24 protein-coding genes are annotated in these 19,152 nt (G+C 65.2%); 3 read left to right on the top strand and 21 right to left on the bottom strand.

Features of this window, described 5'->3' with window-relative positions; genetic code table 11:
• The 14 genes from BVH03_RS24990 to lysC form a co-directional block, all read right to left on the bottom strand.
• Entirely contained in the window at positions 1-336 is a 336-nt protein-coding gene (locus BVH03_RS24990) for a phage tail assembly protein (protein ID WP_075963711.1), read from the bottom strand.
• Positions 337-365: 29 nt separating this feature from the next.
• On the bottom strand, positions 366-881 hold the full coding sequence (locus BVH03_RS24985; protein WP_075963710.1) for a phage major tail tube protein: 516 nt from the start codon (positions 879-881) through the stop codon (positions 366-368).
• Between the two features lie 33 nt (positions 882-914).
• A complete protein-coding gene (locus BVH03_RS24980) occupies positions 915-2,105 on the bottom strand; it encodes a phage tail sheath protein (RefSeq protein ID WP_075963709.1) in 1,191 nt (396 codons plus the stop codon).
• A gap of 148 nt (positions 2,106-2,253) precedes the next feature.
• On the bottom strand, positions 2,254-2,847 hold the full coding sequence (locus BVH03_RS26595; RefSeq protein ID WP_177344939.1) for a tail fiber assembly protein: 594 nt from the start codon (positions 2,845-2,847) through the stop codon (positions 2,254-2,256).
• A gap of 1 nt (position 2,848) precedes the next feature.
• Entirely contained in the window at positions 2,849-5,650 is a 2,802-nt protein-coding gene (locus tag BVH03_RS24970; protein WP_075963708.1) for a phage tail protein, read from the bottom strand.
• Positions 5,651-6,196 carry a phage tail protein I gene (locus BVH03_RS24965; protein WP_075963707.1) on the bottom strand — a complete coding sequence of 182 codons (546 nt, stop codon included), beginning with the start codon at positions 6,194-6,196 and terminating at the stop codon, positions 5,651-5,653.
• On the bottom strand, positions 6,189-7,082 hold the full coding sequence (locus BVH03_RS24960) for a baseplate J/gp47 family protein (protein ID WP_075963706.1): 894 nt from the start codon (positions 7,080-7,082) through the stop codon (positions 6,189-6,191). Before BVH03_RS24960 ends, BVH03_RS24965 begins: the two co-directional genes overlap by 8 nt.
• Positions 7,079-7,432, bottom strand: a complete 354-nt coding sequence (locus BVH03_RS24955; protein WP_075963705.1) for a GPW/gp25 family protein — start codon at positions 7,430-7,432, stop codon at positions 7,079-7,081. Before BVH03_RS24955 ends, BVH03_RS24960 begins: the two co-directional genes overlap by 4 nt.
• A complete protein-coding gene (locus BVH03_RS24950) occupies positions 7,429-7,962 on the bottom strand; it encodes a phage baseplate assembly protein V (RefSeq protein ID WP_075963704.1) in 534 nt (177 codons plus the stop codon). Before BVH03_RS24950 ends, BVH03_RS24955 begins: the two co-directional genes overlap by 4 nt.
• A 73-nt stretch (positions 7,963-8,035) precedes the next feature.
• The gene (locus BVH03_RS24945) at positions 8,036-8,866 is read right to left on the bottom strand and encodes a phage antirepressor N-terminal domain-containing protein (RefSeq protein WP_075963703.1); all 831 of its coding nucleotides are present in this window, start codon (positions 8,864-8,866) and stop codon (positions 8,036-8,038) included.
• A gap of 14 nt (positions 8,867-8,880) precedes the next feature.
• Complete coding sequence (locus tag BVH03_RS26545) at positions 8,881-9,018, bottom strand: hypothetical protein (RefSeq protein WP_168175674.1); 138 nt, start codon at positions 9,016-9,018, stop codon at positions 8,881-8,883.
• 297 nt (positions 9,019-9,315) lie between these two features.
• Positions 9,316-9,771, bottom strand: a complete 456-nt coding sequence (locus BVH03_RS24940; protein ID WP_075963702.1) for a phage virion morphogenesis protein — start codon at positions 9,769-9,771, stop codon at positions 9,316-9,318.
• The gene (locus BVH03_RS24935) at positions 9,761-10,291 is read right to left on the bottom strand and encodes a phage tail protein (RefSeq protein WP_075963701.1); all 531 of its coding nucleotides are present in this window, start codon (positions 10,289-10,291) and stop codon (positions 9,761-9,763) included. Before BVH03_RS24935 ends, BVH03_RS24940 begins: the two co-directional genes overlap by 11 nt.
• Entirely contained in the window at positions 10,288-10,548 is a 261-nt protein-coding gene (lysC, locus tag BVH03_RS26695; RefSeq protein WP_075963700.1) for an Rz1-like lysis system protein LysC, read from the bottom strand. The genes BVH03_RS24935 and lysC overlap by 4 nt, the downstream gene beginning before the upstream one ends.
• Before the next feature lie 28 nt (positions 10,549-10,576).
• Between lysC and BVH03_RS26690 the strand changes: the two genes are divergently transcribed.
• Positions 10,577-10,882: a hypothetical protein gene (locus BVH03_RS26690; protein WP_075963699.1), complete on the top strand. Its 306-nt coding sequence runs from the start codon at positions 10,577-10,579 to the stop codon at positions 10,880-10,882.
• Here BVH03_RS26690 and BVH03_RS24920 read toward each other — a convergent pair.
• The 7 genes from BVH03_RS24920 to BVH03_RS24890 form a co-directional block, all read right to left on the bottom strand.
• Complete coding sequence (locus tag BVH03_RS24920; RefSeq protein ID WP_075963698.1) at positions 10,834-11,685, bottom strand: N-acetylmuramidase family protein; 852 nt, start codon at positions 11,683-11,685, stop codon at positions 10,834-10,836. The two genes, BVH03_RS26690 and BVH03_RS24920, sit on opposite strands and share 49 nt — an antisense overlap.
• Complete coding sequence (locus tag BVH03_RS24915; RefSeq protein WP_075963697.1) at positions 11,682-11,996, bottom strand: phage holin, lambda family; 315 nt, start codon at positions 11,994-11,996, stop codon at positions 11,682-11,684. The genes BVH03_RS24920 and BVH03_RS24915 overlap by 4 nt, the downstream gene beginning before the upstream one ends.
• Positions 11,997-12,026: 30 nt before the next feature.
• Positions 12,027-12,233, bottom strand: a complete 207-nt coding sequence (locus BVH03_RS24910; RefSeq protein ID WP_075963696.1) for a tail protein X — start codon at positions 12,231-12,233, stop codon at positions 12,027-12,029.
• Positions 12,233-12,700: a head completion/stabilization protein gene (locus BVH03_RS24905; protein WP_075963695.1), complete on the bottom strand. Its 468-nt coding sequence runs from the start codon at positions 12,698-12,700 to the stop codon at positions 12,233-12,235. The genes BVH03_RS24910 and BVH03_RS24905 overlap by 1 nt, the downstream gene beginning before the upstream one ends.
• A 99-nt stretch (positions 12,701-12,799) precedes the next feature.
• A complete protein-coding gene (gene gpM / locus BVH03_RS24900) occupies positions 12,800-13,510 on the bottom strand; it encodes a phage terminase small subunit (protein WP_075963694.1) in 711 nt (236 codons plus the stop codon).
• A 5-nt stretch (positions 13,511-13,515) separates the two neighbouring features.
• Positions 13,516-14,535 carry a phage major capsid protein, P2 family gene (locus BVH03_RS24895; RefSeq protein ID WP_075963693.1) on the bottom strand — a complete coding sequence of 340 codons (1,020 nt, stop codon included), beginning with the start codon at positions 14,533-14,535 and terminating at the stop codon, positions 13,516-13,518.
• A gap of 42 nt (positions 14,536-14,577) precedes the next feature.
• Positions 14,578-15,420, bottom strand: coding sequence for a GPO family capsid scaffolding protein (locus BVH03_RS24890; RefSeq protein WP_075963692.1), 843 nt, complete (start codon positions 15,418-15,420; stop codon positions 14,578-14,580).
• Positions 15,421-15,577: 157 nt separating this feature from the next.
• Between BVH03_RS24890 and BVH03_RS24885 the strand changes: the two genes are divergently transcribed.
• Together BVH03_RS24885 and BVH03_RS24880 are read left to right on the top strand one after the other, a co-directional pair.
• Positions 15,578-17,338, top strand: coding sequence for a terminase ATPase subunit family protein (locus BVH03_RS24885; RefSeq protein ID WP_075963691.1), 1,761 nt, complete (start codon positions 15,578-15,580; stop codon positions 17,336-17,338).
• Positions 17,338-18,369, top strand: coding sequence for a phage portal protein (locus tag BVH03_RS24880; protein WP_075963690.1), 1,032 nt, complete (start codon positions 17,338-17,340; stop codon positions 18,367-18,369). Before BVH03_RS24885 ends, BVH03_RS24880 begins: the two co-directional genes overlap by 1 nt.
• The last annotated feature ends 783 nt before the right edge of the window (positions 18,370-19,152 follow it).

Here is a 19,152-nt window from a genome sequence, read left to right as displayed (position 1 = left end):
CTACGCGTTGAGGGAGGCGCTGATCTCCTCGCGCTGTGCTTTCTTCAACAAAAAACCGGCCACCTTGGCCGCGACGTCGAGCAGGTCGGCCGGGTCCATGCGGCCGATCTCCTGGTCGGTGAGGGTGGGGTTGCTGATGCGCGGCAGCACCTTGCGCACGGCGGTGACGTCGAGTTGCAGCAGCTCGGCGAGGGAGACGCCGCGCAGCTCGCCGGCGCTGGGCTTGCGCAGGGTGAGGTGGGAAATGGTGGTCTCGCCGCGGCTGATTGGCGTATCCAGCTCGACCTGGGCTTCGTTCGGGTTGGTTTCTTGGGTGACGGTTTCAGGGGTGGCCATGGGGGCTCCTTGGGATGTGCGCGAAATGTTTACAGGCCGACGGCGCGGCGCTGGGCCTCGAGCAGGTCGGTGCCGTCGACGAGGAAGACCATGTTGAGCAGGTCGATTTCGATCTCGACGCGGCCGTCTACCACGAGCTTGTAGTAGCTGCAGGTGGTGGTGATGCTGTGTTCGGTGTCTTCGCCGGGCTGGGCGTCGCCGAAGCTGATTTCCTCATGACGGCCCCGCACGACGACTTCCACGGCCTGGGTCTCGCCGGTGTCGTCGCGCTGGTAGGCGCCGGCCCAGCGCAGCATCACGCCGCTGGCCGAGGTGATGCCGTACTGGCGCACCGCGATCAAGTCCATGCCGCCGAGCGACCACTCGACCTGCAGGCCGTCATCGCCGAAGCCGAGGTCGACCTTCACGGGGCCGTCCATGCCGCCGCCGCGCCAAGCTTCCATCTTGCGGGTGAGGTTGGGCAGGGTGACGGTCTTGCACACGCCCTGGTAGCTGCCGCCATCGTTGAACAGGTTCATGTTTTTCAGTTTGCGAGGCATGGCCATGGGGGCGTGCTCCTAGATGCGATGGGCGCCGGGTCAGGCGGTGATGCTGCTGGCGAAGTCGGCCAGGTAGCGGTCGGTGATGCGCTGGCGCAGGGTCAGGTCCTCGAGCGGGGGCACGGGCGTGTAGTCGTAGTCGATGTACAGCTTGCCGGCCTTGAGCGTGTCCTTGGTGTTGGCTTCGGGGTCGTACCAGCATTCGCCGTCGATGATGTAGCCGCCGGCCTTCAGTTCGCGGAACTTGGCGTTGATGCCCTCGATGATGTCGCGCACCAGGGAGGGGTGCAGGGGCTTGTCGACGGCCCAGAAATGCCCCTCGGCCATGGTGTCGGCCAGCACCTGGGCGGTGCGGGTGTAGTTCTCGAAGGCGAACAGCGGATCTTCGGAGCAGGTGCGCGAGCCCCAGAAGCGAAAGCCGCTGTGGTTGATCAGCGTGGTAACTTCGCTGGCGTTCAGCAGGTTGGCGTCGGTGGCGGGGTTCTGCAGGTCCCAGAACACGTCGGCGCTGATACCTGTCACGCCATTGACGGCGACGTTGGAGAGCGTCTTGTGCCAGCCCTGCTCGGTGTCCAGCTTGGCGCGCAGGCCCAGGGCGACGGCGACTGCGGGTGCGGTGACGGTCTTGTTCTCAGTGGTGCTCCAGGCCTGGAAGTCCGGCCAGACGACCATGACTTCGCGAGCACCGAAGCCAGCTCGGTAGGCGATGGCTTCCTCCTTGGTCTGGCAGCCGTTCGCGGAAACGTAGGCGAAGGCGCGCAGCTGCTGGGCAATGGCGACCAGCGCGGTGGCGACGGGCAGCGGATCGAGCCCGGGCACGCCAAGGATGCGCGGGGTGACGCCGAGCTGAGACTTGGCAGCCAGCAGGGCTTTCATGCCGGTGTATTTGCCCTGGGCGTTGGTGGTGCCGATGAGTTTGCTGGTGAGGTCGGCGGCCTGTTCTTCCTCGGAGTCGCCGACGCCATCGGCCACGCGCACCACGACGGTGACGGGTTTGGTCTGGTCGGCGATGGCCTGCAGGCTGGCGGCCAGGGTGCCCTGGGTGCCGGCCTTGGCGATGGCGGCCTGCACATTGGTGAGCAGCACGGCCTGATCGAGCGGGAAGGCGTCGGGATCAGCATCGGATGCGGTGCAGACCAGGCCGACGACAGCGGTGGAAACGGTGCGGATGGGGCGGGTGCCGGCGTTGATCTCGAGGACTCGGACGCCGTGCAGATATTCATCGGCCATGGGGGGTGCCTGCGCGTTGAGAAATGACAGGGCCAAGCCTGACGCGCGCGCGGCCGCTGGGCGAGCGGCGGGGGTTGTAGGCGAGGCGGCTACAAGGTGCAGGCGAAAAAAAGCCCGCGCGATGGCGGGCGAACCCTCCCCAGGGTGTTCAGGCGGCCGGGCTGGCCGGCCATTCGATGCTGTGCGGGTAGCCTTCTTGCTGCTCGATGCGGTTGAGGGCGATGCGGTAGCGTTTCCACGCCAGCAGCGCGGCCTGCTCGGCTTCGGTGGCTTCGCCCAGGTCTACTGCATCCTGTAATGGGGCGATGGCCTGGGTGGCGACCTGCAGCAGCTGGGTGCACCTGGCGGTGGCTTGGCTGATGAGTTGTTCGGTGCTCGGGGGTGGCGGCGCTTGCAGGATGGGCTGGCCCGACTCGTCCGGCACGATGAGCTGGCCTGCGGCGTTGCCTGCGAGCAGCTCGGCGTGGCGCTCGGCGGTAATTTCCTCGGCGTCTGGTGGCAGCAGGCAGGCGTGGTTCGGCATTTCGATTAGGGGAGGCTGCGCGGTCTCGTCGGGTAGCTCAATGACGATTGGCTGGTCTGTCTCGTTGAGGCCTGCCCCTTCAGGCAGCGGATCGCCGGGTTGGACCATGATGCTGATCAGCGGCCGCTGCCAGTCCGGGTCGGGAACACTCAGGGTACGGGTACCGTGGATGCGGGTGTCATAGAACCCGCCGTCTGTAGGGCTGAAGTAGATGGTCATTTTAATATCCCCAGGCTTCCCAGTTGGCAGGCGAGGCAGCAGCGTCGTTGTAAATGGCGAATGTCGCCCGTGCCCAATTGGTAGTGAGCATCGACGGCCCGTTGGTGCTGTCGGGACCGCGCATTCCTGCGGCATGCGCGCCCAGCATTGCATTCGGGAATGTGACAGGCAGGGTGATTGTGACGCCGCCGTCATTGCCGATATTCCCGGTCTGGCCCCATTGGCGGATTAACCCCGTATCGGCACAGCGCCACCAACCTGTGCTACCCAGGTTCGCCGTGCTTCGGGGCGCCCCACCGAGGTCGCAGCGGGTCCACGCTGACCATGCGCCCTGATAGCTCGAACGCGCGAAAACCCTCACGCTGCCATCGGCCAGCGGCGTGTACTGCACTGCGATCTGGCCGCGGTTCGTTGCTTCGCCGATGCCGGCATAGAACGTCGTGCTGATGTGCCAGTAGTAGGCGGAGTCGGGCGTATTGGCGTGGTTGCTCAGGATGACGGGAGTTACAGCCAAGTTGGGGTCTTGGTTATTCGGCCCCTGGTTCACGCCGCGCACGGCGGTGTCGAGGTGAGTGGCTGAAACGGTGCCGGCGACTATGTTCGAGCCGTTAAGCAGCGCCGCCAGCGGGGCGAGGCCGCCACCACCGTTGGCGAGCACTTCCAGTCCGGCACCTCGGTGTGTCAACAGGGTAGCCGTGAGGCCCTCGCGGTGAAACCCCAGGGTGACCGGAGTGCCGGCGCCTGCATCGCTCAGTTCGAGCTGATTGACGCCGTAATTGGGCGTAGCGCCTTGGTCAGTGGCGATAACCAGGCGCCCAGCCATCCGCCCGCCGGCCAGGTCGAGTTTAACGGCGGGATTGAAGTTGCCACTGTGATAGACCTCCCTCGTGGGCGTCCATTGGCCCGCACCTACTACACTGCGCACCAGCACGCGCGGTTCGGCGGTGCCTTGTTGGAAGCCCAATTGCCCCGCGTAGCCCGCGGAGCCATAGGGAATGTTCACCAGGCCTACGTACGGGGCGAAGCTGGTTGCCCCCTCGCCGAAATAGTAAAAGCCGCCGGGCAAGCCAATGGTATCGATGGCTCCGACCGGGGCTGCGCTCCCTCCCAGACCGTACTCGCCTCTGCCCAATTTGCTAGCGAGAGCCTCAGCCAGGCCAGCCACCCCCGCAAGGGGGACGTTGAACAAGCCCGAACCATCCCCCCTCAGAACGCCGCTGACGGAAACGCCATAGCCGCCCGGATCGCTGCTCGACCTGACGCGTAGGGCCCAGCCACCCAAATGCCCCAGGAAGCCCACACCGTCGGCGTCGTGCCAGAGGTAGCCGCGGCGGGTGCCGTCGGGGCTGTGCATGTCGATGACTGCCGTGGATCCACCTTGGCTGAGGATGGTGCCGGTCATGGTGCCACCGCTCAACGACAGCTTGCCGGCCAGGGCGTTGACCATGGTGGTTGCGAAGTTGGGGTCGTCACCGATGGCGGCGGCCAGCTCGCGCAGAGTGTTGAGGGCTTCCGGCGATGAGTCGACCAGGGCGTGGAAGGCACGCATGACGAACTCGGTGGTGGCCAGTTGGTTGTTGCTGACTGCGAGCGGCGGCGTGGGGGCGGTGGGTGCACCGGAAAAACCAGGGCTGTGCAGCGGGGCTTTCGCATCCAACGCTGCGACCAGGCCAGTGACCGCAGACAGTGGAATGACGCCATGGGCTGCCAGTGACAGGGCCGCGGCTGTGATGTTGTTGGTATTGAGTGCAGTGCTGGCGACCACCTCGACCTCCCCCGCAATAGCCAGCTCGCGTGCACGGGGCTCACGGCTCCAGCCACGGTACATGGCGTACTCACCACCGTAGGCGTTGCCTTTGTACGCTGTCACGCCCAGACGCGGGATGTAGACGGTGCCGCCGAAATCGATGCGGATATCGACCAGGCCGGCGTTGCTGCTGAGAAAGACCTTGAGGCCGCCGGAGAGCGGGGCATTGACGCCGCTGAGCAGTGCAAGTGGGATGTAGAAGCGGCCCTCGTAGAAGTACCAGCTAAGGTGCATTTCGAAAGGGCTGGTGTAGCCGTTGACGGCCCCTTTAAACGTGAGATGCGGCATCAGCCCGCTGCTGGCCGGCAGGTTGGTTCTGATCAGGAGGCCGCTGATCTGTTCGGAATTAGTGATGTCGAGGCATTCGACAGTGAATGCGCCGACCTGGGCCTTGCCCCGAATCTGCACGTCGTCGGTGATGTTGTAACCCGCCAGGGACGTTGCCTTGTTGGCCTTGGTGTCGAGGGCTTCAGCTAACGCCTTACCTTGTCGTGCCGTGAGGGCCTTGGCGTGGCTGGTGCTGGTAAGGCTGTCCTCTAGCATGACCACGCCGGCGACAGTGGTGGTGGCCGGGGGATTGATGAACGCAACATCGCCGAACTGGATAGCGGCCGTGCCCAGCGATTCGAGAATGATGTCGGTTGCCAGCAGCAAGGTGGAGGCGGGCGCCTTCTGGATGATCCAGCCCTCGGCCGGGAGCTGGGAGTAGACGGCGATAAGTGTGCCTTTGTCGCTGATCAGACCGAATTCGCCGACATCGTAGGTTGCGCTGGATTCGTCCAGCGCCATCACGTGGATGGTGTCGTCGGCCACGGCGGTGCCCGCGATGCTGCTCAAGCGCTTGATCTCGGCCTGCAGGGCCGTCTGGCTCTTGCTCGGGCTGTAGCGCCCGGTGCCGAGTGCCACGGCGGCGATGGTGACCTTGGCGGTGCCGGTGTTCTCGGCGGCGATGATCTCTGCCCGGCCGGCGTCGGTGATGGTGATGGGTAGGGCCATTCAGGTTGCCTCGCACTGGATACGGCGGTAGGTGACGGCGCGGGCTGCGCCGCCCAGGCCCATGCCGCCCGAGGCGGCCAGGCCGATGGTGAGGGTGAAGTGCGAGCGCACGGGCTTGGTGCGCTCGATTTCGGTGATGACGTCTTGCTGGTACTCAACGGTGTTGGGCACGCCGGCGCCGAGAGTGAGGGTGAGCGCGAAGGTGTGGGGCTCGCCCTTTGGTTCGGTTTGCCACCACTCGCGGATGGCCAGGCTGGAGCCGAAGCTGCGCACCACGTCGCGCACGGACTTGGCGGTGCCCTTGCGGCGCTGGATTTCCACGGCCATGCGGATGCGCTCGCGCTTCACCGCCTCGGGCCAGTAGGGCTGCCAGCTGTCGAGCGAGAGCGTCCATGCCAGCCAGGGCAGCAGGTGGGCCGGGCAGGTGTTGGGGTTCCACAGTTCGCGCAGGGGCACGGCCTGGGTGGTGGCACGGGCCTGGACCTGCTCGAGGGCGCGCTCGAGGGCGGTGGCGTTGGGCGGCAGCAGGCTGCGCACGTTACTCATCCAGCCCCCCATCGCTCAGGTTGATGGCGGCGCAGTAGGTGGCGGTCTGGCGGTCGACCACGATGCTGGCAGCCGGGCTGTGCAGCTCGACGCGCTGCACGCCCTGCTGGTGCAGGGCGGCGTGCAGGCCGGAAATAGTGACGTCGCGGCCCAGGCGGTGCTGGGCGTCGGCGTAGGCCGTCGCGGCGGCGCGGGCATTGGCCATGACGACTTCGCGGTCGGGGCCGGCGTAGAAGTAGAGTTTGGCGTCGATGGCGTATTCGCTGATGGCGGCGGCCTGCACCTGCACGTGGTCGGTGAGGGGGCGCACGGATTCGTCGGTCAGGGCCGTTTCGACGCTGGCCAGCAGCTCGGGCGAGGCGACGCCGGAGCCGGTGCGCGACAGCACGGTGACAGTTACCACCCCGGGGCTGGGGCTGGTGGCCGAGGCGTCGAGCACTTCGCCGCTCGCGCTGAGGGCGTGGAAGATGTAGGCGCCTTCCGGGCCGGCCGTGCTGAGGCCTTCCAGCGAAAGTTGAATGCGGTTGCGCAGGGCGCTGTCGGTCTCGTACTCGGCGGCCACGGGCGGGAAGGTGCTGGCGTCCGCCGGGGTGATGAGCAGGCGCTGCACGCCGAACAGGGCGCCCAGGTTTTCAAGGTCGTCGCCCAGGGCGTAGGGCAGCATGACGGCCTGGGCGGCCTCATTGATGCGCTGGCGCAGCAGCAGCTCGCGGTAGGCGGCGACCTCGAGCAGCTTGATGGCCGGGTCGGATTCCAGAAACTGGTCCATGGCCGGGTAGCGCTCGGCAAAGTCGGCCAGCAGGGCGCCGAGAATCTGCTCGTAGTCCAGGGTTTCGACAACGCTGGGCGCCGGCACCCGCGACAGGTCTATGGCGGTGAAGCTCATGCGGCGGCCCCCATCGCGAGTGGAATCTGCAGGTTGTAGGCCTGGTTGCTGTCGACCGGCGTGCCTTCGATGTCGACCAGCACGCGGCCCGGCTCGGCGCCCAGGCTGAAGGCGATGCGCGTCAGGCGCAGCCGCGGCTCCCAGCGCATGAGCGCCATGGCGGTGGCGGCGTAGCAGAGCTGGCGGGTGTGGTCGTTGAACGGCTGGTCGATCAGGAACGGCAGGTTGCTGCCGTACTCGCGGCGCATCACGCGGCTGCCGAGTGGCGTGGTGAGGATGTCGGCGATTGACTGGCGCAGGTGCTCGGTGGCGTCCAGGGCGAGGCCGGTGGTGCGGGAGAGGCCGGTCATTGCGGCTTGCCCGTTGCCGATGGCCCAGGCTGCACGCCGCTGTGCAGGTGCTCTATCAGGCTGATGCCGGCGGCGGTCACGTCGCCGCTGGCAACCACCTGGCCGTTGATGGTCACGTTTCCGGTGATCGTGAGGCCACCGGGGGCGGTCAGGGTGATCTGACCGCCGGCCGGCAGGGTGGCCAGCAGGGTGTGGCTGTCGGTGTCGTAGTCGATCACCGCGCCGTCTCGATAGCGGCGGCGGTGGCGGGTAGGGCTGGCGTCTGGTGCTGGGTGGGCATTGCTGTAGAGGCCGATCAATACGACGCCGGCGGTGTGCTCGCCGGATGGCGAGAACAGCACGCACTGTTCGTTGACGCTAGGGGCGTGCCATGCCTGGTCTGTGCCGGCCCGCTCGGCGATCCAGGGCAGCCAGCCGGTGAGGATGCCGCCGGATTTCACGCGGCAACGGGCGTTGGCGTGGTCGACCTGGGCAATGGTGCCCAAGCGGATCAGGTTTTCGAGGCGGCGGGTGAGGTCGGCGGTGTTCATGCGCCGAGGATGGCGCCCTCGCGCGAGGGCTGCAGCAGACTGAGGTTGTAACAGGGGCCGCTACAACGTGGCGCTACGTTGTGGGCTGCTCGAAAACCCAACAGCGAACGCTTTTGCCGGTGTGCTGGCTGGTAACCGGGTGGTTCTTGCGTAAGCAGCGGGGCGCCGGGCTTTGCCAAAGCGCCTGTTTCAGGGTGTTGTCCACGCGCAGGGGCTGGCCATGCTCGATCAGCAGGCGGGAGATTTCTGGCAGGTTGATGGCCAGCACATTAGCGTTGCTGGCGTGGTTGTAGGCCACGCCCTTTTGCTCAAGCACCGCCAGGGCGGCCCAAAATTCGGCGAGCACGTCCGGCACGGCTGGGGCGGCGTAGCCGAGGCTGTCGATGGCCGGGGTGGGGAGACCCATGGCGCGGGACACTTCGTCTAGCTGCTGATGGATCATCTGACGCATGCCGGCATCACGGGTGCGCAACAGCTCCTTGCCCAGCGCCAAGCGATGTCGGGACATGGCGATACGCTGGTTGACGGGCTGGGCGCCGGGACGGGTGGCGCTGCCTTTGATCCAGTAGTCCCAGAGAGCGTCGTCGCATTCGTTTTGGTACCGAACGATCTTGTCGCGTAGTTCAGGCTTTACCTTGTTGGGGCTGATGGTCATCAACCACGAAGCGAGTTTGCGTAGGGGCAAGCAGGAAGATATCTGTGGCCCACCTACGGAAGGTGTGGTGATTTCCACCATACCCCAGCGGTCAGAATTGGCTTTTAACTTCACATGCTGGCTTTTCCAGTCCAGCCCCATGTTGCTAACAACCGATTTCATCGCCACGTATGGGTGATCATCTTGGCCTAGCAGAACGACGGTGTCTTCGTAAAACGGTACGGAGATCAGTTGCTGGACTGCGCTCATAAGGTGACTCCCTGTCAGGCGGTGCGATGGGCCATGGCTTCTATAGCACGCTGGAAGAACTGCTGTTCACCCTTGTCGAGCTTGCGCAGGTTGGTCAGCAGGGTGCGTTCGTCGGCGGTGAGAATCAGGCGGGCGAGGATGTGCTTGAGCATGGTGAGGGTACCTTGTGTGCGGTGCTTAATCCGCTGCCCAAACGCCAATTTGGGTGAGCGGAACCGTGTAGGTTGGCGTACCGGCCACAAGTAACCGGCGTGCCCGAAGGCACCCATACACGGCCCGCCCATAACAGGCTTGCCATGCTTCGGACACAAAAAAACCGCTCTAGGGCGGTTGTGTCCGCCTTGTGGTTACGAGACGCCAATCTCGTGTCGCTGATTTTGCAGCGACGGGCGAACGATAGCGCTGATGCCTGGGAGCGTCAACGGTGCAGTGATACTGCACCTTGTACCTCAGCCGGTGAGGTGTTCGAGCAACTGATCGCGGATGGCGTCCAGCTCGGCCGGAGTGAAGCCCAGTAGTTCTCGGCGCTCGTAGCGCACGTCAGCCTGGCCGCGGCCGGGGCGGTCGTTCAGCCCTTGCTGGTGCACACGGGCGATGCGAGCGGCACGTCCGAGGAAAGCGATGGATACCCTGTCGGCGTTGCTCTGCAGCTTGAGCAGCTTGGCGGTGCGCAGCTTGGCGAACATGGTGCGGCGGATGCGGCCGCGCTTGCCGCGCAACTGCTTGCGAGACTTGCGCGGGGCGTAGGCGGTGCCGTCCGGGTTGCGCTGGGTGGCGATGCGCTGCTGCTGGCTGCGGCGCAGGTTGCGTGCCACACGCTGGGTGAGCTGGCGGCGCTCGGTGGGGCCGAGCTTGGCCAGCAGGGCGCCGGCCCAGTCTTCCAGGGCGTTGAGGTTATCGGCCACGGCGAGGCATCGGGTGCGGGGTTTCGATGTCCACGCCCACCGGCTCGCCGCTGGCGAATTCGGCCAGCACCTGGCCGTCGCCGATCAGTTGCACAGTGGCTTGCGGCAGGTGCGGCGTAAGTGGCGGTTCGTCCGGGTGCTCGATGTGCAGGGTGCCGTTGCTCTGGCGTTTGACGATGATGCGCTCGCTCAGGGGCAGGGTGAGGGATAGGTCGACGCTGCCGGCGTCGAGGACGTCGACATCGAAGCCGATGGCGTCCTTGCCCTTTTCCAGGTTGGTGAGCAGGTCGGCCTGGTTGACCAGCAGCCAGGCCAACAGCGGCACGCTGACGGCGTCGGGCGAGCCCGGGAAGTCGGTGAGGATGACGTTGAGCTGGTAGTCGTAGGTGAAGGACAGGCCCGGCGCGCTGGTGGCGCGGATATGGCCGTTGTCGACGAAGACCAGCAGCCGGTCGGGGTTCTGGCGCAGCGCGGGGATGCTGGCGAGCAGGTGGGCGCGCAGGCTGTTGGGTTTTTTCACGGGGCGGGCCTCTGCTGGTTGTGCTCGAACACGGCATCGATCTGGGCGGCGCAGTCGGCCCAGGCGGCGAGCAAGGCGTCGTGGTCGTCGCTGAGCCCGCCGTTATCGACTGGCGCCGCCGCCGGCAGCTGACAGCGCGTCACGACCGGACAGGAATGCACGGTAACCCGCGGCTCCGGTGATGGCGGGGCGCTGGTGCAGGCGGCGAGTGAGAGCAGGCAGAGGCTGAGCAGCCCAGTTCTGAGCAGGTGGGTCATTGCGGACGGTCTCCTTTTTCTGCACCTGGTGCGTGGCGTTGGCCTGCTGCAGGTCGGCGCGGGTGTTCTGCAACTGCTGCTGGGTCTGGCGCTGGGTGGCGATGTCGGCGCCCATGGCGACGATCTGCAGGGCCTGGCGAGCGTTGCGTTGCTCGAGCGTGGTGATTCGCTCGGTGGCCAGGGCCTGCTGGGCTTGGGCGGCCTGGCTCTGCTGGTAGCTGCCCCAGATGAGCAGGGCGATGGCGGCGAGCAGGGCGAGGCCATAGGCGGCTTGGCGCAGGGTCGTCACGCTGCGACCTGCTGGCCGCAGCCACAGCCGGCGTGGCGCTCGTAGGCGCGCTGCAGCTTCACGTCGTACAGGTTGCGGGCGTAGTTGGGGCCGTTGTAGCGCTTGGCGAAGTCGGCCCACTTGCGTGCCTTGAGGGCCTTGTGCAACGCCCGATCGGCTTCGATAAAGGAGACGAAGGCGTTGAACTGCTGGTTCTCATCCTGGGCCATGGCCGCTGCGAACGCCTGCACACTGGCATAGCCGAGGGCGCTGGCATGAAACCCCATGATCTGGAAGGCGCCCCAACTGGCGGACTCGAGCGCGGCGGTGTCGTCGAGCTGGCGGGCCTGGGCCAGGCGCTGGTGCTCGGCTGCGCCGCCGGCGTAGCCGCCCGGGCGGCGGTTGACCAGGTTGGGGAACTCGGTGGCGAGCCGGTCCGCACGGGCCTTGAGTAGGCCAGCGTCGTCCGCGGCGCTGCGCGGGGTGCTGAGCTGGCGATACATGATGTGGCGCTCGAACAGGATGGCGGGCTTGCCGTTAGCCAGGAAGCCGGCGCCGGCGGACTCCACCTCGTTGACGGCGTAGACGGTGGCCAGGTCGACGCCCAGGCGCTGGGCGGCAGCGACCATGGCAGCGTTGGACAGCAGGCGGGAGCAGTCGGCGCCGGCCAGCGCGGCCTGGGTCTTGGGGCCGGCCGCGCCGTCGACCACGAGGCCCGCCTTGAGTTGGAAGGCGCGCACGGCCTTCTCGGTCGCGTCGCCGAAGTCGCCGTCCGGGTACAGGGTAAAGCCGCGCGCGCTGAGGGCGGCCTGCAGGTGCCTGACGGCTTGGCCACGGTCGCCGTGGCGCAGGGTGGTGGGCTGGGTCATGGGGTATCAACCTTGCGTTGTGCGAAGCGTTGCAGTAGGGCGCGGATGGAGTCGGCGCCCAGCAGGCCGATGACGCCGCCGAAGAAGGGCGCGGCTTCGAGCGGAATGCCGATCAGCGACAGGCCGTTGCTGGCCGCCAGGGTGATCAGCCCGCAGATGAAGCCTTCGCCCAGGGCACGGCGCAGGCTGCCGCCGCTGTAGATGAGGCGGGCCGCGGCCAGGGCCGCGGAGAGCACGGCGGCATAGACCAGCGGGTGGTGGCTTTCGAGCCAGGCCATGAGGAAGGCCCAGGTTTCCGGTCGGTCAGGCATTTTCATGGTTCCTTTGCCCTGTGGTGGTGGTCAGTCCCATAGGTTCACCGCTTGCTGTTCAGGCTGCGGCGCGGTTTCCGGCAGGGTCACGCTGTGGCCCTGCGGCAGGTAGGGGCCGATGTCGGCGAGGCCAGGATTGGCCTGTAGCACGGCCTCGACGACGCCGGCGGTGCGGCCGTAGTGCCGCCAGCAGAGGGCGTCGAGGGTTTCGTTCTGGTGGGCGCGCAGGGTGGCCATCACAGCAGCTCCACGGTGGTGCGGCTGACGCCGAGCAGGTCGCGGAGGGCGAAGCGGCTGTCGCGGCGGTAGTCGTCGATGGTGGGGGTTTCTTCCTCGGCCTTGGCGGCGCCGCTGTTGGTGGCGTCGAAGCTGCGGTAGCGCTCGGCAAGTTCGGCGCTGGTGGCGCTGTAGATGGCGCGCTGGTAGAGGATGGCGAGGATGCTGCGCTCGCCGATCTGGTCGGCGGGCACGGCTTCCAGGCTGGTGTGCCCCTGGGCCTGGTAGCGCAGCTTGCGCGCCACCAGCTCACGGTTGGCGGTGACCATGGCGTTGACCACGGCGGTTTCGAGGCGGGCATCGGTGACGTTGCTGTTGATGCGCTGGGCGTCGCGCAGGTCGGCGATGTCGATGTCCGGCCAGAAGCCGTCGTTGGTGATGAGGTGCTGGAACGGCGCTGCAACGCTGCCCGCTACGAATGCGCTCATGGGTTACCTCGAGTCGGCGGTGGTCGGGGCTTCACAGGGCAGGGAAGGAGAAACCCTGTCTGATCCGCCCCGAGCCGCCGGGCGCGTGGGGACGCTCGGTTAGCCGGTGATGCCGGCGTGTTTCTTCAGGAGGCGTTCGACGCGCTCCAGATCCTTTTTGCCGCCGCAGTTGGTGTGCAGCTCGATGGCGCGGGCCAGATCCTGCTTGGCCATGAGCAACAGCGGCAGGGCGTCGACCGATTCGGCGTCGTCCGCTACCAGGGCGGAGGCGGCCTTGCCGATGGCCAGGTGCAGCTTGGCACGGGCTTCGTCGGGCATGTCCTCGTTGGCGGTGGCGGCTTCGGTGCGCAGCAGCAGGGCCAGGTCGAACGAGCCGCTGGCTTTCTGCAGCTTGATGGCGACGTTGGCGATTTCCTCGGCTACGACGCAGCCGAGGGAGCGCTCGAACTTGTCGGGCATCTTGAGGCCGTAGGGCAGCGCGTATTCGGCGATGTCCAGGGCGCCGGCGTAGTCGCCCACGTCGATGCGCCACAGCATGATGGTGGTGAGTACGTCGTCCTGGGCGCCCTTGCCGGCGCTCAGTACGCCGTCGACGTATGGCGCGTAGTCCGGCAGGAGCTTGCGCTTGGTGTCGGCCTTGCCTTCCTGGCTCTGTATCTTCTTGAGCTGCTGTTTGTGCTGGTGGAGCTGGGCTTGCACCAGTTCGTAGGCGGTGGCGCCTTCCATGGTCAGGGCGGTGCCCTGCACCGCAGCTGCCTCGATGGCAGCTGTGGCCTGCTGGAAGTGACGCTTGGCAGGGCTCAGTGCCATGGCGATCAGGCCTCCAGCAGTTCGATGTTTTCGATGAGGCAGCCGAGGCCGTAATCCTCGACGACGTAATCGTCGTTGCTGGACTCGAAGTTCTCGATGCGGTTCTTGCTCGGGTTTTCCTGGACGTGGCGGCGGCGCCCGCTGATCTGCCAGTAGATGGCCAGGTTCTCCAGGCTGGTGATGAGCATCGCGCCGTCCGGCACGTGCGGTACTTCGACCGGTTGCTTACCGCCCATGCGCTTCTGAGAAATGATCATGTCGGTGGCCAGCTTCTCGGAGGCCGCCTGTTCCTTGTTGATCAGCGGGAAGTATTTGTCGTGCACCAGGTTGCTGCCGAGGATGACGACCAGGCCGGTGTCCTTGCGGTGCCAGGGGTCGATGAGGTTGGCCACGGCGTCGAACACCAGGGCGTCCAGGTTGTTGTAGTCGGCGGTAGCACCGTTGCCGATGACGACCTTGTTTCCGGCCTTTCCGCTCTTGAGAACGCGCTGCGGGGCTTGGTTGCGGTACTTCTGCAGCCAGCCGATGTTGACATCCTGCAGCAGCGGGTTGGTGGCGCGGTTGGTGGTGGCAGCAGCGCTAGTGCCGTTGAAGCCGATCATGATTCGGTCCAGCGCCTGGCGCTTGAGGATGGCGTCGCGCAGGCGGGCCTGGAAGTCGGGGAACTTGGCCCAGGCGTCCAGCTGCGCATAGCGCACAGCGGTGTCGAAGTCGGTGTGGCGGCACTCGTAGCCGTCCTTGCTCAGGTCGGAAACGTCACGCGGTACGCGCACGCCGTCGCCGGTGGTGTCGGTACGCCCGGCGATGGTGCTGCTGACGCCCAAGCCGACTTTCTCGCCTTTGAGTTCGTCGACGCCGATCATGCCGATACGGCCGAGGAACTCGCTGGATTCCTGCATGCGGGTTTCCAGACGCTGCTGGACGGTGGGGTCGACGGCGAAAGTCTTGGTTGGGTCGCTGACGCCGCTCAGCTTGGCCAGCTGGTTGAGGTAGGCGTCGAAGTGTTGGCGAGTATCGTTGCGCATTGGGTTCTCCGGTGTTCCGTGGGTGTGGCTTGTCCGTGGGGATTAGCAGTCGGTGAGGGTGGCGCCATCACCACCGGTGACCGGGGGGCGCGGTTTCTGGGAATGGTCCAGGGTGCCGCCCAGCTTCTTGAGCAGGTCGGCGAAGTCGGAGGCGAGCTTGGCGTGGTCGCCCTGGAGCTTTTCTTGCGCCGATTTCACTGCGGCGAAGGCTGCGGCTTGCTCGGCGCCGTGGGTGGCCAGGTCCTCGATCAGGGTGCCGAGGGCGGCGAAATTGGCGGCGTCCGTGCCTTCCTTTTCCTTGCTCTTGCCCAGCAACTCGGTGACCTTGGTTTTCAAGGCGGCGAACATGCTGGGGGTATCGATCACTTCTTCGAACTCGAGGGCCGTTTCCGCCGCCGCCGTGAACAGGTTGCCCTCGGCCTGTTTGCGGTTGGCCAGGGTGCCGTGCTGGGCGCTGAAGCTCAGGGCCTCGGTGCCCAGGCTGGCGGGGGTGTCGGTGACGGCCAGGCCGACCAGGTAGGCCTTGCCGGTGTCGGCGAATTCGGGCTGCACCTCGATGGAGGTGTAGATTTTCTGGCCCTTCTTGTTGAGGGCGATCAGGGCGTCGTTGGGTTGCAGCTGGGCGAACAGGCCGAGCCTTTTCTCGCCATTCAGCTCGACTTCTTCGGCCTTGAGGGCGACCACGTCGCCGTAGGCGCCAAACTCACTTCCGGGGAAATACGACTTGATGTGCTCGCAATTGATGCGGGCGCCGTAGGTGCTGGGGCTGTACTGGACAGCCATCTGTTCAATCCACTTGCGCTCGATCTTGCGGCCATCGGTGGTGGCCCCTTCGGTGGCAATGCGGGTCCATTTGGAGCGGAGTTTCTTGGCGGTGGCGGACATGCGTGGGAATCCTCGGTGCGGTTCGCTGTTGGCGGGTTTCGCGTTGAGGGCATGGTCGGCAGTGGGCGAGGCGGCGGCAATGACGTGAGGTTGTAGGGCGCGGCGCTACAACGCCCGCCGGTAGGGGCTTACGCGCGCGGGCGGCAGCATCGGCGCCATGACTACGACCGCCCCCTACACGCCGACTACCGACTCCCGCCGCCAGGCAAAATTCCTGTACTGGACGGGTTGGCGCGTCACCGATATTGCCGATTACCTGGGCGAGAAAGAGCGCACCGTTCATTCCTGGAAAACCCGCGATGAGTGGGACAGGGCCGATAACGTCGAGCGGATCGGCGGGGCGCTGGAAGCGCGCCTGGTGCAGCTGATCCTGAAAGAGGGGAAGACGGGCGGCGACTTCAAGGAAATCGATCTGCTGCACCGGCAGCTAGAGCGGCAGGCGCGAATCCAGCGCTTCCAGGCGGGCGGGACTGAAACCGAGCTGAATCCGAATCTGGCCAAGCGTAACGAGGGGCCGAAAAAGCAGGCCGTTCGCAATGAGCTGAGCGAAGAACAGATCGAGACGCTGGTCGAGGCGTTCACGGATGGATGCTTCGACTACCAGCTGGACTGGTACCGGGCTGGCAACCAGCGCACACGGATGCTGCTGAAATCGCGGCAGATCGGGGCTACATACTACTTCGCGCGGGAAGCGTTGATCGACGCGATCACCACCGGGCGCAACCAGATTTTCCTGTCGGCCAGCAAGGCACAGGCGCATCAGTTCAAGAACTACATGCAGTCGTTCATGAACGAGGTGCTGGGGGTGAAGCTGACGGGCGACCCCATCGTGCTTTGGAACAACGCCGAGCTGCATTTCCTCGGTACCAACTTCCGCACCGCCCAGGGGCGCTCGGGCAACTTCTACTTCGACGAATTCTTCTGGGTGCACGGGTTCGAGGAAATCAACAAAGTGGCGTCGGGCATGGCGCTGCACAAGCACTGGCGCAAGACCTATTTCTCGACACCTTCGAGCATGGCGCACCCGGCCTATGTGTACTGGACGGGCGAGCGGCACAACAAGGGCAAGCCCACGGCGCAGCACCTGAACATCGATGTGAGCCACGAGGCCCTGCAACAGGGGCGCCGCTGCGAGGACGGCATCTGGCGGCAGATCGTGACCATCCTGGACGCCGAGGCACGCGGCTGCGATCTGTTCGACCTCGACGAGCTGCGCCTCGAATACGACGCCCAGGCCTTCGAAAACCTGCTGATGTGCCAGTTCGTCAACGACGGCGACAGCATCTTCCCGCTGACGATGCTGCAGCCATGCATGGTCGACAGCTGGGAGGTGTGGGAGGACTACAAGCCTTTCGCGCCACGCCCCCTGGGCGAGCGCCAGGTGTGGGTGGGGTACGACCCGGCCGAGTCGGGTGACACGGCCGGCCTGGTGTTGGTGGCGCCGCCGCTGGTGCCGGGCGGCAAGTTCCGGCTGGTCGAGAAGCATCAATTCCGCGGCATGGATTTCGAGGCTCAGGCACGAACCATTCAGCAGATCACCCAGCGCTACTGGGTGACCTATATCGGCATCGACACCACGGGCATGGGCGCCGGCGTGGCGCAGCTTGTGAAGCAGTTCTTCCCAGGCCTGCGCACGTTCAGCTACAGCCCGGAGGTGAAAACCCGCCTGGTGATGAAGGCTTGGGACGTTATCCGTAAAGGGCGCTTCGAGTTCGACGCCGGCTGGACGGACGTTGCCCAGGCACTGATGGCCATCCGCAAGACCATGACGCCCAGTGGGCGCCAATTCACCTACACGGCCGGGCGCAGCGATGCGACCGGCCATGCCGACCTGGCGTGGGCACTGTTCCACGCATTGATTAATGAGCCGCTGGAAGGGCAGACCACCAGTAACACGGCCATCATGGAGTTCAGCTGATGAGCGCAGAGAATGGGGCACAGGCCCTGCAAGTGAGTGGGCAGGGTGCCCGGGCTGAGGCGTTCAGCTTCGGTGACCCGGTGCCGGTGCTGGATGGTCGGGAATTGCTGGATTATCTGGAGTGCTGGGCCAATGGGCGCTGGTATGAGCCGCCGATGTCGCTGGATGGCTTGGCCCGCTCGACGCGGGCGAGCGTCTACCTGCAGTCGGGCCTGAATTTCCGTCGCAACATGCTGGTACGCACGTTCAAGCCGCATCGGCTGTTGAGCCGCCAGGCGTTCGAGCAGTTCGCTACCGACTGGGGCACCTTCGGCAATGCCTACCTGGAGAAACACGACAACATGCTGCGCAGCACCCTGGGCCTGCGGCCGGTGCTGGCCAAGTACATGCGGCGCGGTACCGACCTGGATCAGTATTACCAGGTACGCGGCTGGAAGGATGAGCACGAGTTCCGGCGTGGTGCGGTGTGCCACGTGCGGGAGGCGGACATCAACCAGGAAATCTACGGCCTGCCCGAGTGGCTGGCGGCCCTGCAGAGCGCGCTGCTGAACGAGTCGGCCACGCTGTTCCGGCGCAAGTATTACCAGAACGGCTCGCACGCGGGCTTCATCCTGTACATGACGGATGCGGTGCAGGATGAGTCGTTCGTCACCGACCTGCGCCAGGCCATGAAGGACAGCAAGGGGCCGGGCAACTTCCGCAACCTGTTCATGTACGCACCTGGTGGGAAGAAGGAGGGCATCCAGCTGATTCCGATCAGCGAGGTGTCGGCCAAGGATGACTTCGCCGCTATCAAGAACATCAGTCGGGACGATCTGCTGGCCTCGCTGCGCATTCCGCCGCAGTTGATGGGCATCGTGCCGCAGAACGCTGGCGGCTTCGGCTCGATCCGGGACGCCGCCCAGGTGTGGGCCATGAACGAACTGGAGCCGATCCAGACCAGGCTGACGCAAGTGAACGAGTGGCTGGGGGAAGAAGTGGTGCGCTTCAATGAGTTCCAGCTGCCGGCGACGGCTGCCGGTACCAACTGACAGCATTCAAATACGCCAACACGTGAACCGCCTTCGGGCGGTTTTTTTGTGCCTGGGCGGCGGTGCTGAGGTGGTCACGGGCCAGGCAGGCGGCAGGGCGATCGGACGGGGCCGGGGGGAGGCCGACCAGGGGCGGCAGCACCCGGCGCGCGCAGTCGTCCCCCCACCACACCTGGCCGCTAAACGTGTCGGAATTCCTGCAGCCCCTCAGGGTACCCGGCGCAAGGCAGGCCCTGGGCACATTTCCATTTTTGGAATTCGGAAAACCCTGCGAATCCCTGCGCGGAAGGGGTCTTTACCGCCTGCTCTGACGCTGATCTCAGGAGCGGTTTTCAAAAAGGGTAATTTTGGTAATCGCCCCCTCGGAAAGCTCTGGAGGCCTGATAAATGCTGGGCTGTAGCGATTACCTAGGAAGGTAATTTTGGGTAATTGCAAAGGTAATTTTTCTGTAAGTGACTGATTTATATGGAATTATTTTTCTATGAATATCAGATCTTCAAGAGGTAATAAAGTTACCTAAAATTACCAAATTATTACTTTTAAGAATCAGCTTTAACCCATTGATATGAAAGGGATTTAAGGCTGTCTCAGAAAAAAATTACCTAAATTACCTTTTCCCCAGCCCTCAATAGAAAATTGAAGAATCGCTATAGGGGGCGGCTCGTGCTCAGGCGTCCATCAGAATTCACACGCAAGCGGTAGCACTGGCTCGCGCGGACACATAAACCCGGATCGGTAAACAGGGATACGGCCCCCGTTACGGCCCCCAGCGATATAGCGGT

The organism is Pseudomonas sp. PA15(2017) (assembly GCF_001945395.1).
Lineage (GTDB): Bacteria > Pseudomonadota > Gammaproteobacteria > Pseudomonadales > Pseudomonadaceae > Aquipseudomonas.
This window is presented reverse-complemented; position numbering and strand designations above follow the sequence as displayed.

Excerpts from the sequence above, each read along its gene's own strand:
- BVH03_RS24895 (WP_075963693.1), bottom strand. The coding sequence starts at position 14,535 with ATGCGCAACGATACTCGCCAACACTTCGACGCCTACCTCAACCAGCTG.
- BVH03_RS24990 (WP_075963711.1), bottom strand. The coding sequence starts at position 336 with ATGGCCACCCCTGAAACCGTCACCCAAGAAACCAACCCGAACGAAGCC.
- BVH03_RS24905 (WP_075963695.1), bottom strand. The coding sequence starts at position 12,700 with ATGAGCGCATTCGTAGCGGGCAGCGTTGCAGCGCCGTTCCAGCACCTC.
- BVH03_RS24920 (WP_075963698.1), bottom strand. The coding sequence starts at position 11,685 with ATGACCCAGCCCACCACCCTGCGCCACGGCGACCGTGGCCAAGCCGTC.
- BVH03_RS24910 (WP_075963696.1), bottom strand. The coding sequence starts at position 12,233 with ATGGCCACCCTGCGCGCCCACCAGAACGAAACCCTCGACGCCCTCTGC.
- BVH03_RS24950 (WP_075963704.1), bottom strand. The coding sequence starts at position 7,962 with ATGAACACCGCCGACCTCACCCGCCGCCTCGAAAACCTGATCCGCTTG.
- BVH03_RS24880 (WP_075963690.1), top strand. The coding sequence starts at position 17,338 with ATGAGCGCAGAGAATGGGGCACAGGCCCTGCAAGTGAGTGGGCAGGGT.
- BVH03_RS24890 (WP_075963692.1), bottom strand. The coding sequence starts at position 15,420 with ATGTCCGCCACCGCCAAGAAACTCCGCTCCAAATGGACCCGCATTGCC.
- BVH03_RS24915 (WP_075963697.1), bottom strand. The coding sequence starts at position 11,996 with ATGCCTGACCGACCGGAAACCTGGGCCTTCCTCATGGCCTGGCTCGAA.
- BVH03_RS26595 (WP_177344939.1), bottom strand. The coding sequence starts at position 2,847 with ATGACCATCTACTTCAGCCCTACAGACGGCGGGTTCTATGACACCCGC.
- BVH03_RS24985 (WP_075963710.1), bottom strand. The coding sequence starts at position 881 with ATGGCCATGCCTCGCAAACTGAAAAACATGAACCTGTTCAACGATGGC.
- BVH03_RS24945 (WP_075963703.1), bottom strand. The coding sequence starts at position 8,866 with ATGAGCGCAGTCCAGCAACTGATCTCCGTACCGTTTTACGAAGACACC.
- BVH03_RS26545 (WP_168175674.1), bottom strand. The coding sequence starts at position 9,018 with ATGCTCAAGCACATCCTCGCCCGCCTGATTCTCACCGCCGACGAACGC.
- BVH03_RS24960 (WP_075963706.1), bottom strand. The coding sequence starts at position 7,082 with ATGAGCTTCACCGCCATAGACCTGTCGCGGGTGCCGGCGCCCAGCGTT.
- BVH03_RS24965 (WP_075963707.1), bottom strand. The coding sequence starts at position 6,196 with ATGAGTAACGTGCGCAGCCTGCTGCCGCCCAACGCCACCGCCCTCGAG.
- BVH03_RS24955 (WP_075963705.1), bottom strand. The coding sequence starts at position 7,432 with ATGACCGGCCTCTCCCGCACCACCGGCCTCGCCCTGGACGCCACCGAG.
- gpM (WP_075963694.1), bottom strand. The coding sequence starts at position 13,510 with ATGGCACTGAGCCCTGCCAAGCGTCACTTCCAGCAGGCCACAGCTGCC.
- BVH03_RS24970 (WP_075963708.1), bottom strand. The coding sequence starts at position 5,650 with ATGGCCCTACCCATCACCATCACCGACGCCGGCCGGGCAGAGATCATC.
- lysC (WP_075963700.1), bottom strand. The coding sequence starts at position 10,548 with ATGACCCACCTGCTCAGAACTGGGCTGCTCAGCCTCTGCCTGCTCTCA.
- BVH03_RS24980 (WP_075963709.1), bottom strand. The coding sequence starts at position 2,105 with ATGGCCGATGAATATCTGCACGGCGTCCGAGTCCTCGAGATCAACGCC.
- BVH03_RS24885 (WP_075963691.1), top strand. The coding sequence starts at position 15,578 with ATGACTACGACCGCCCCCTACACGCCGACTACCGACTCCCGCCGCCAG.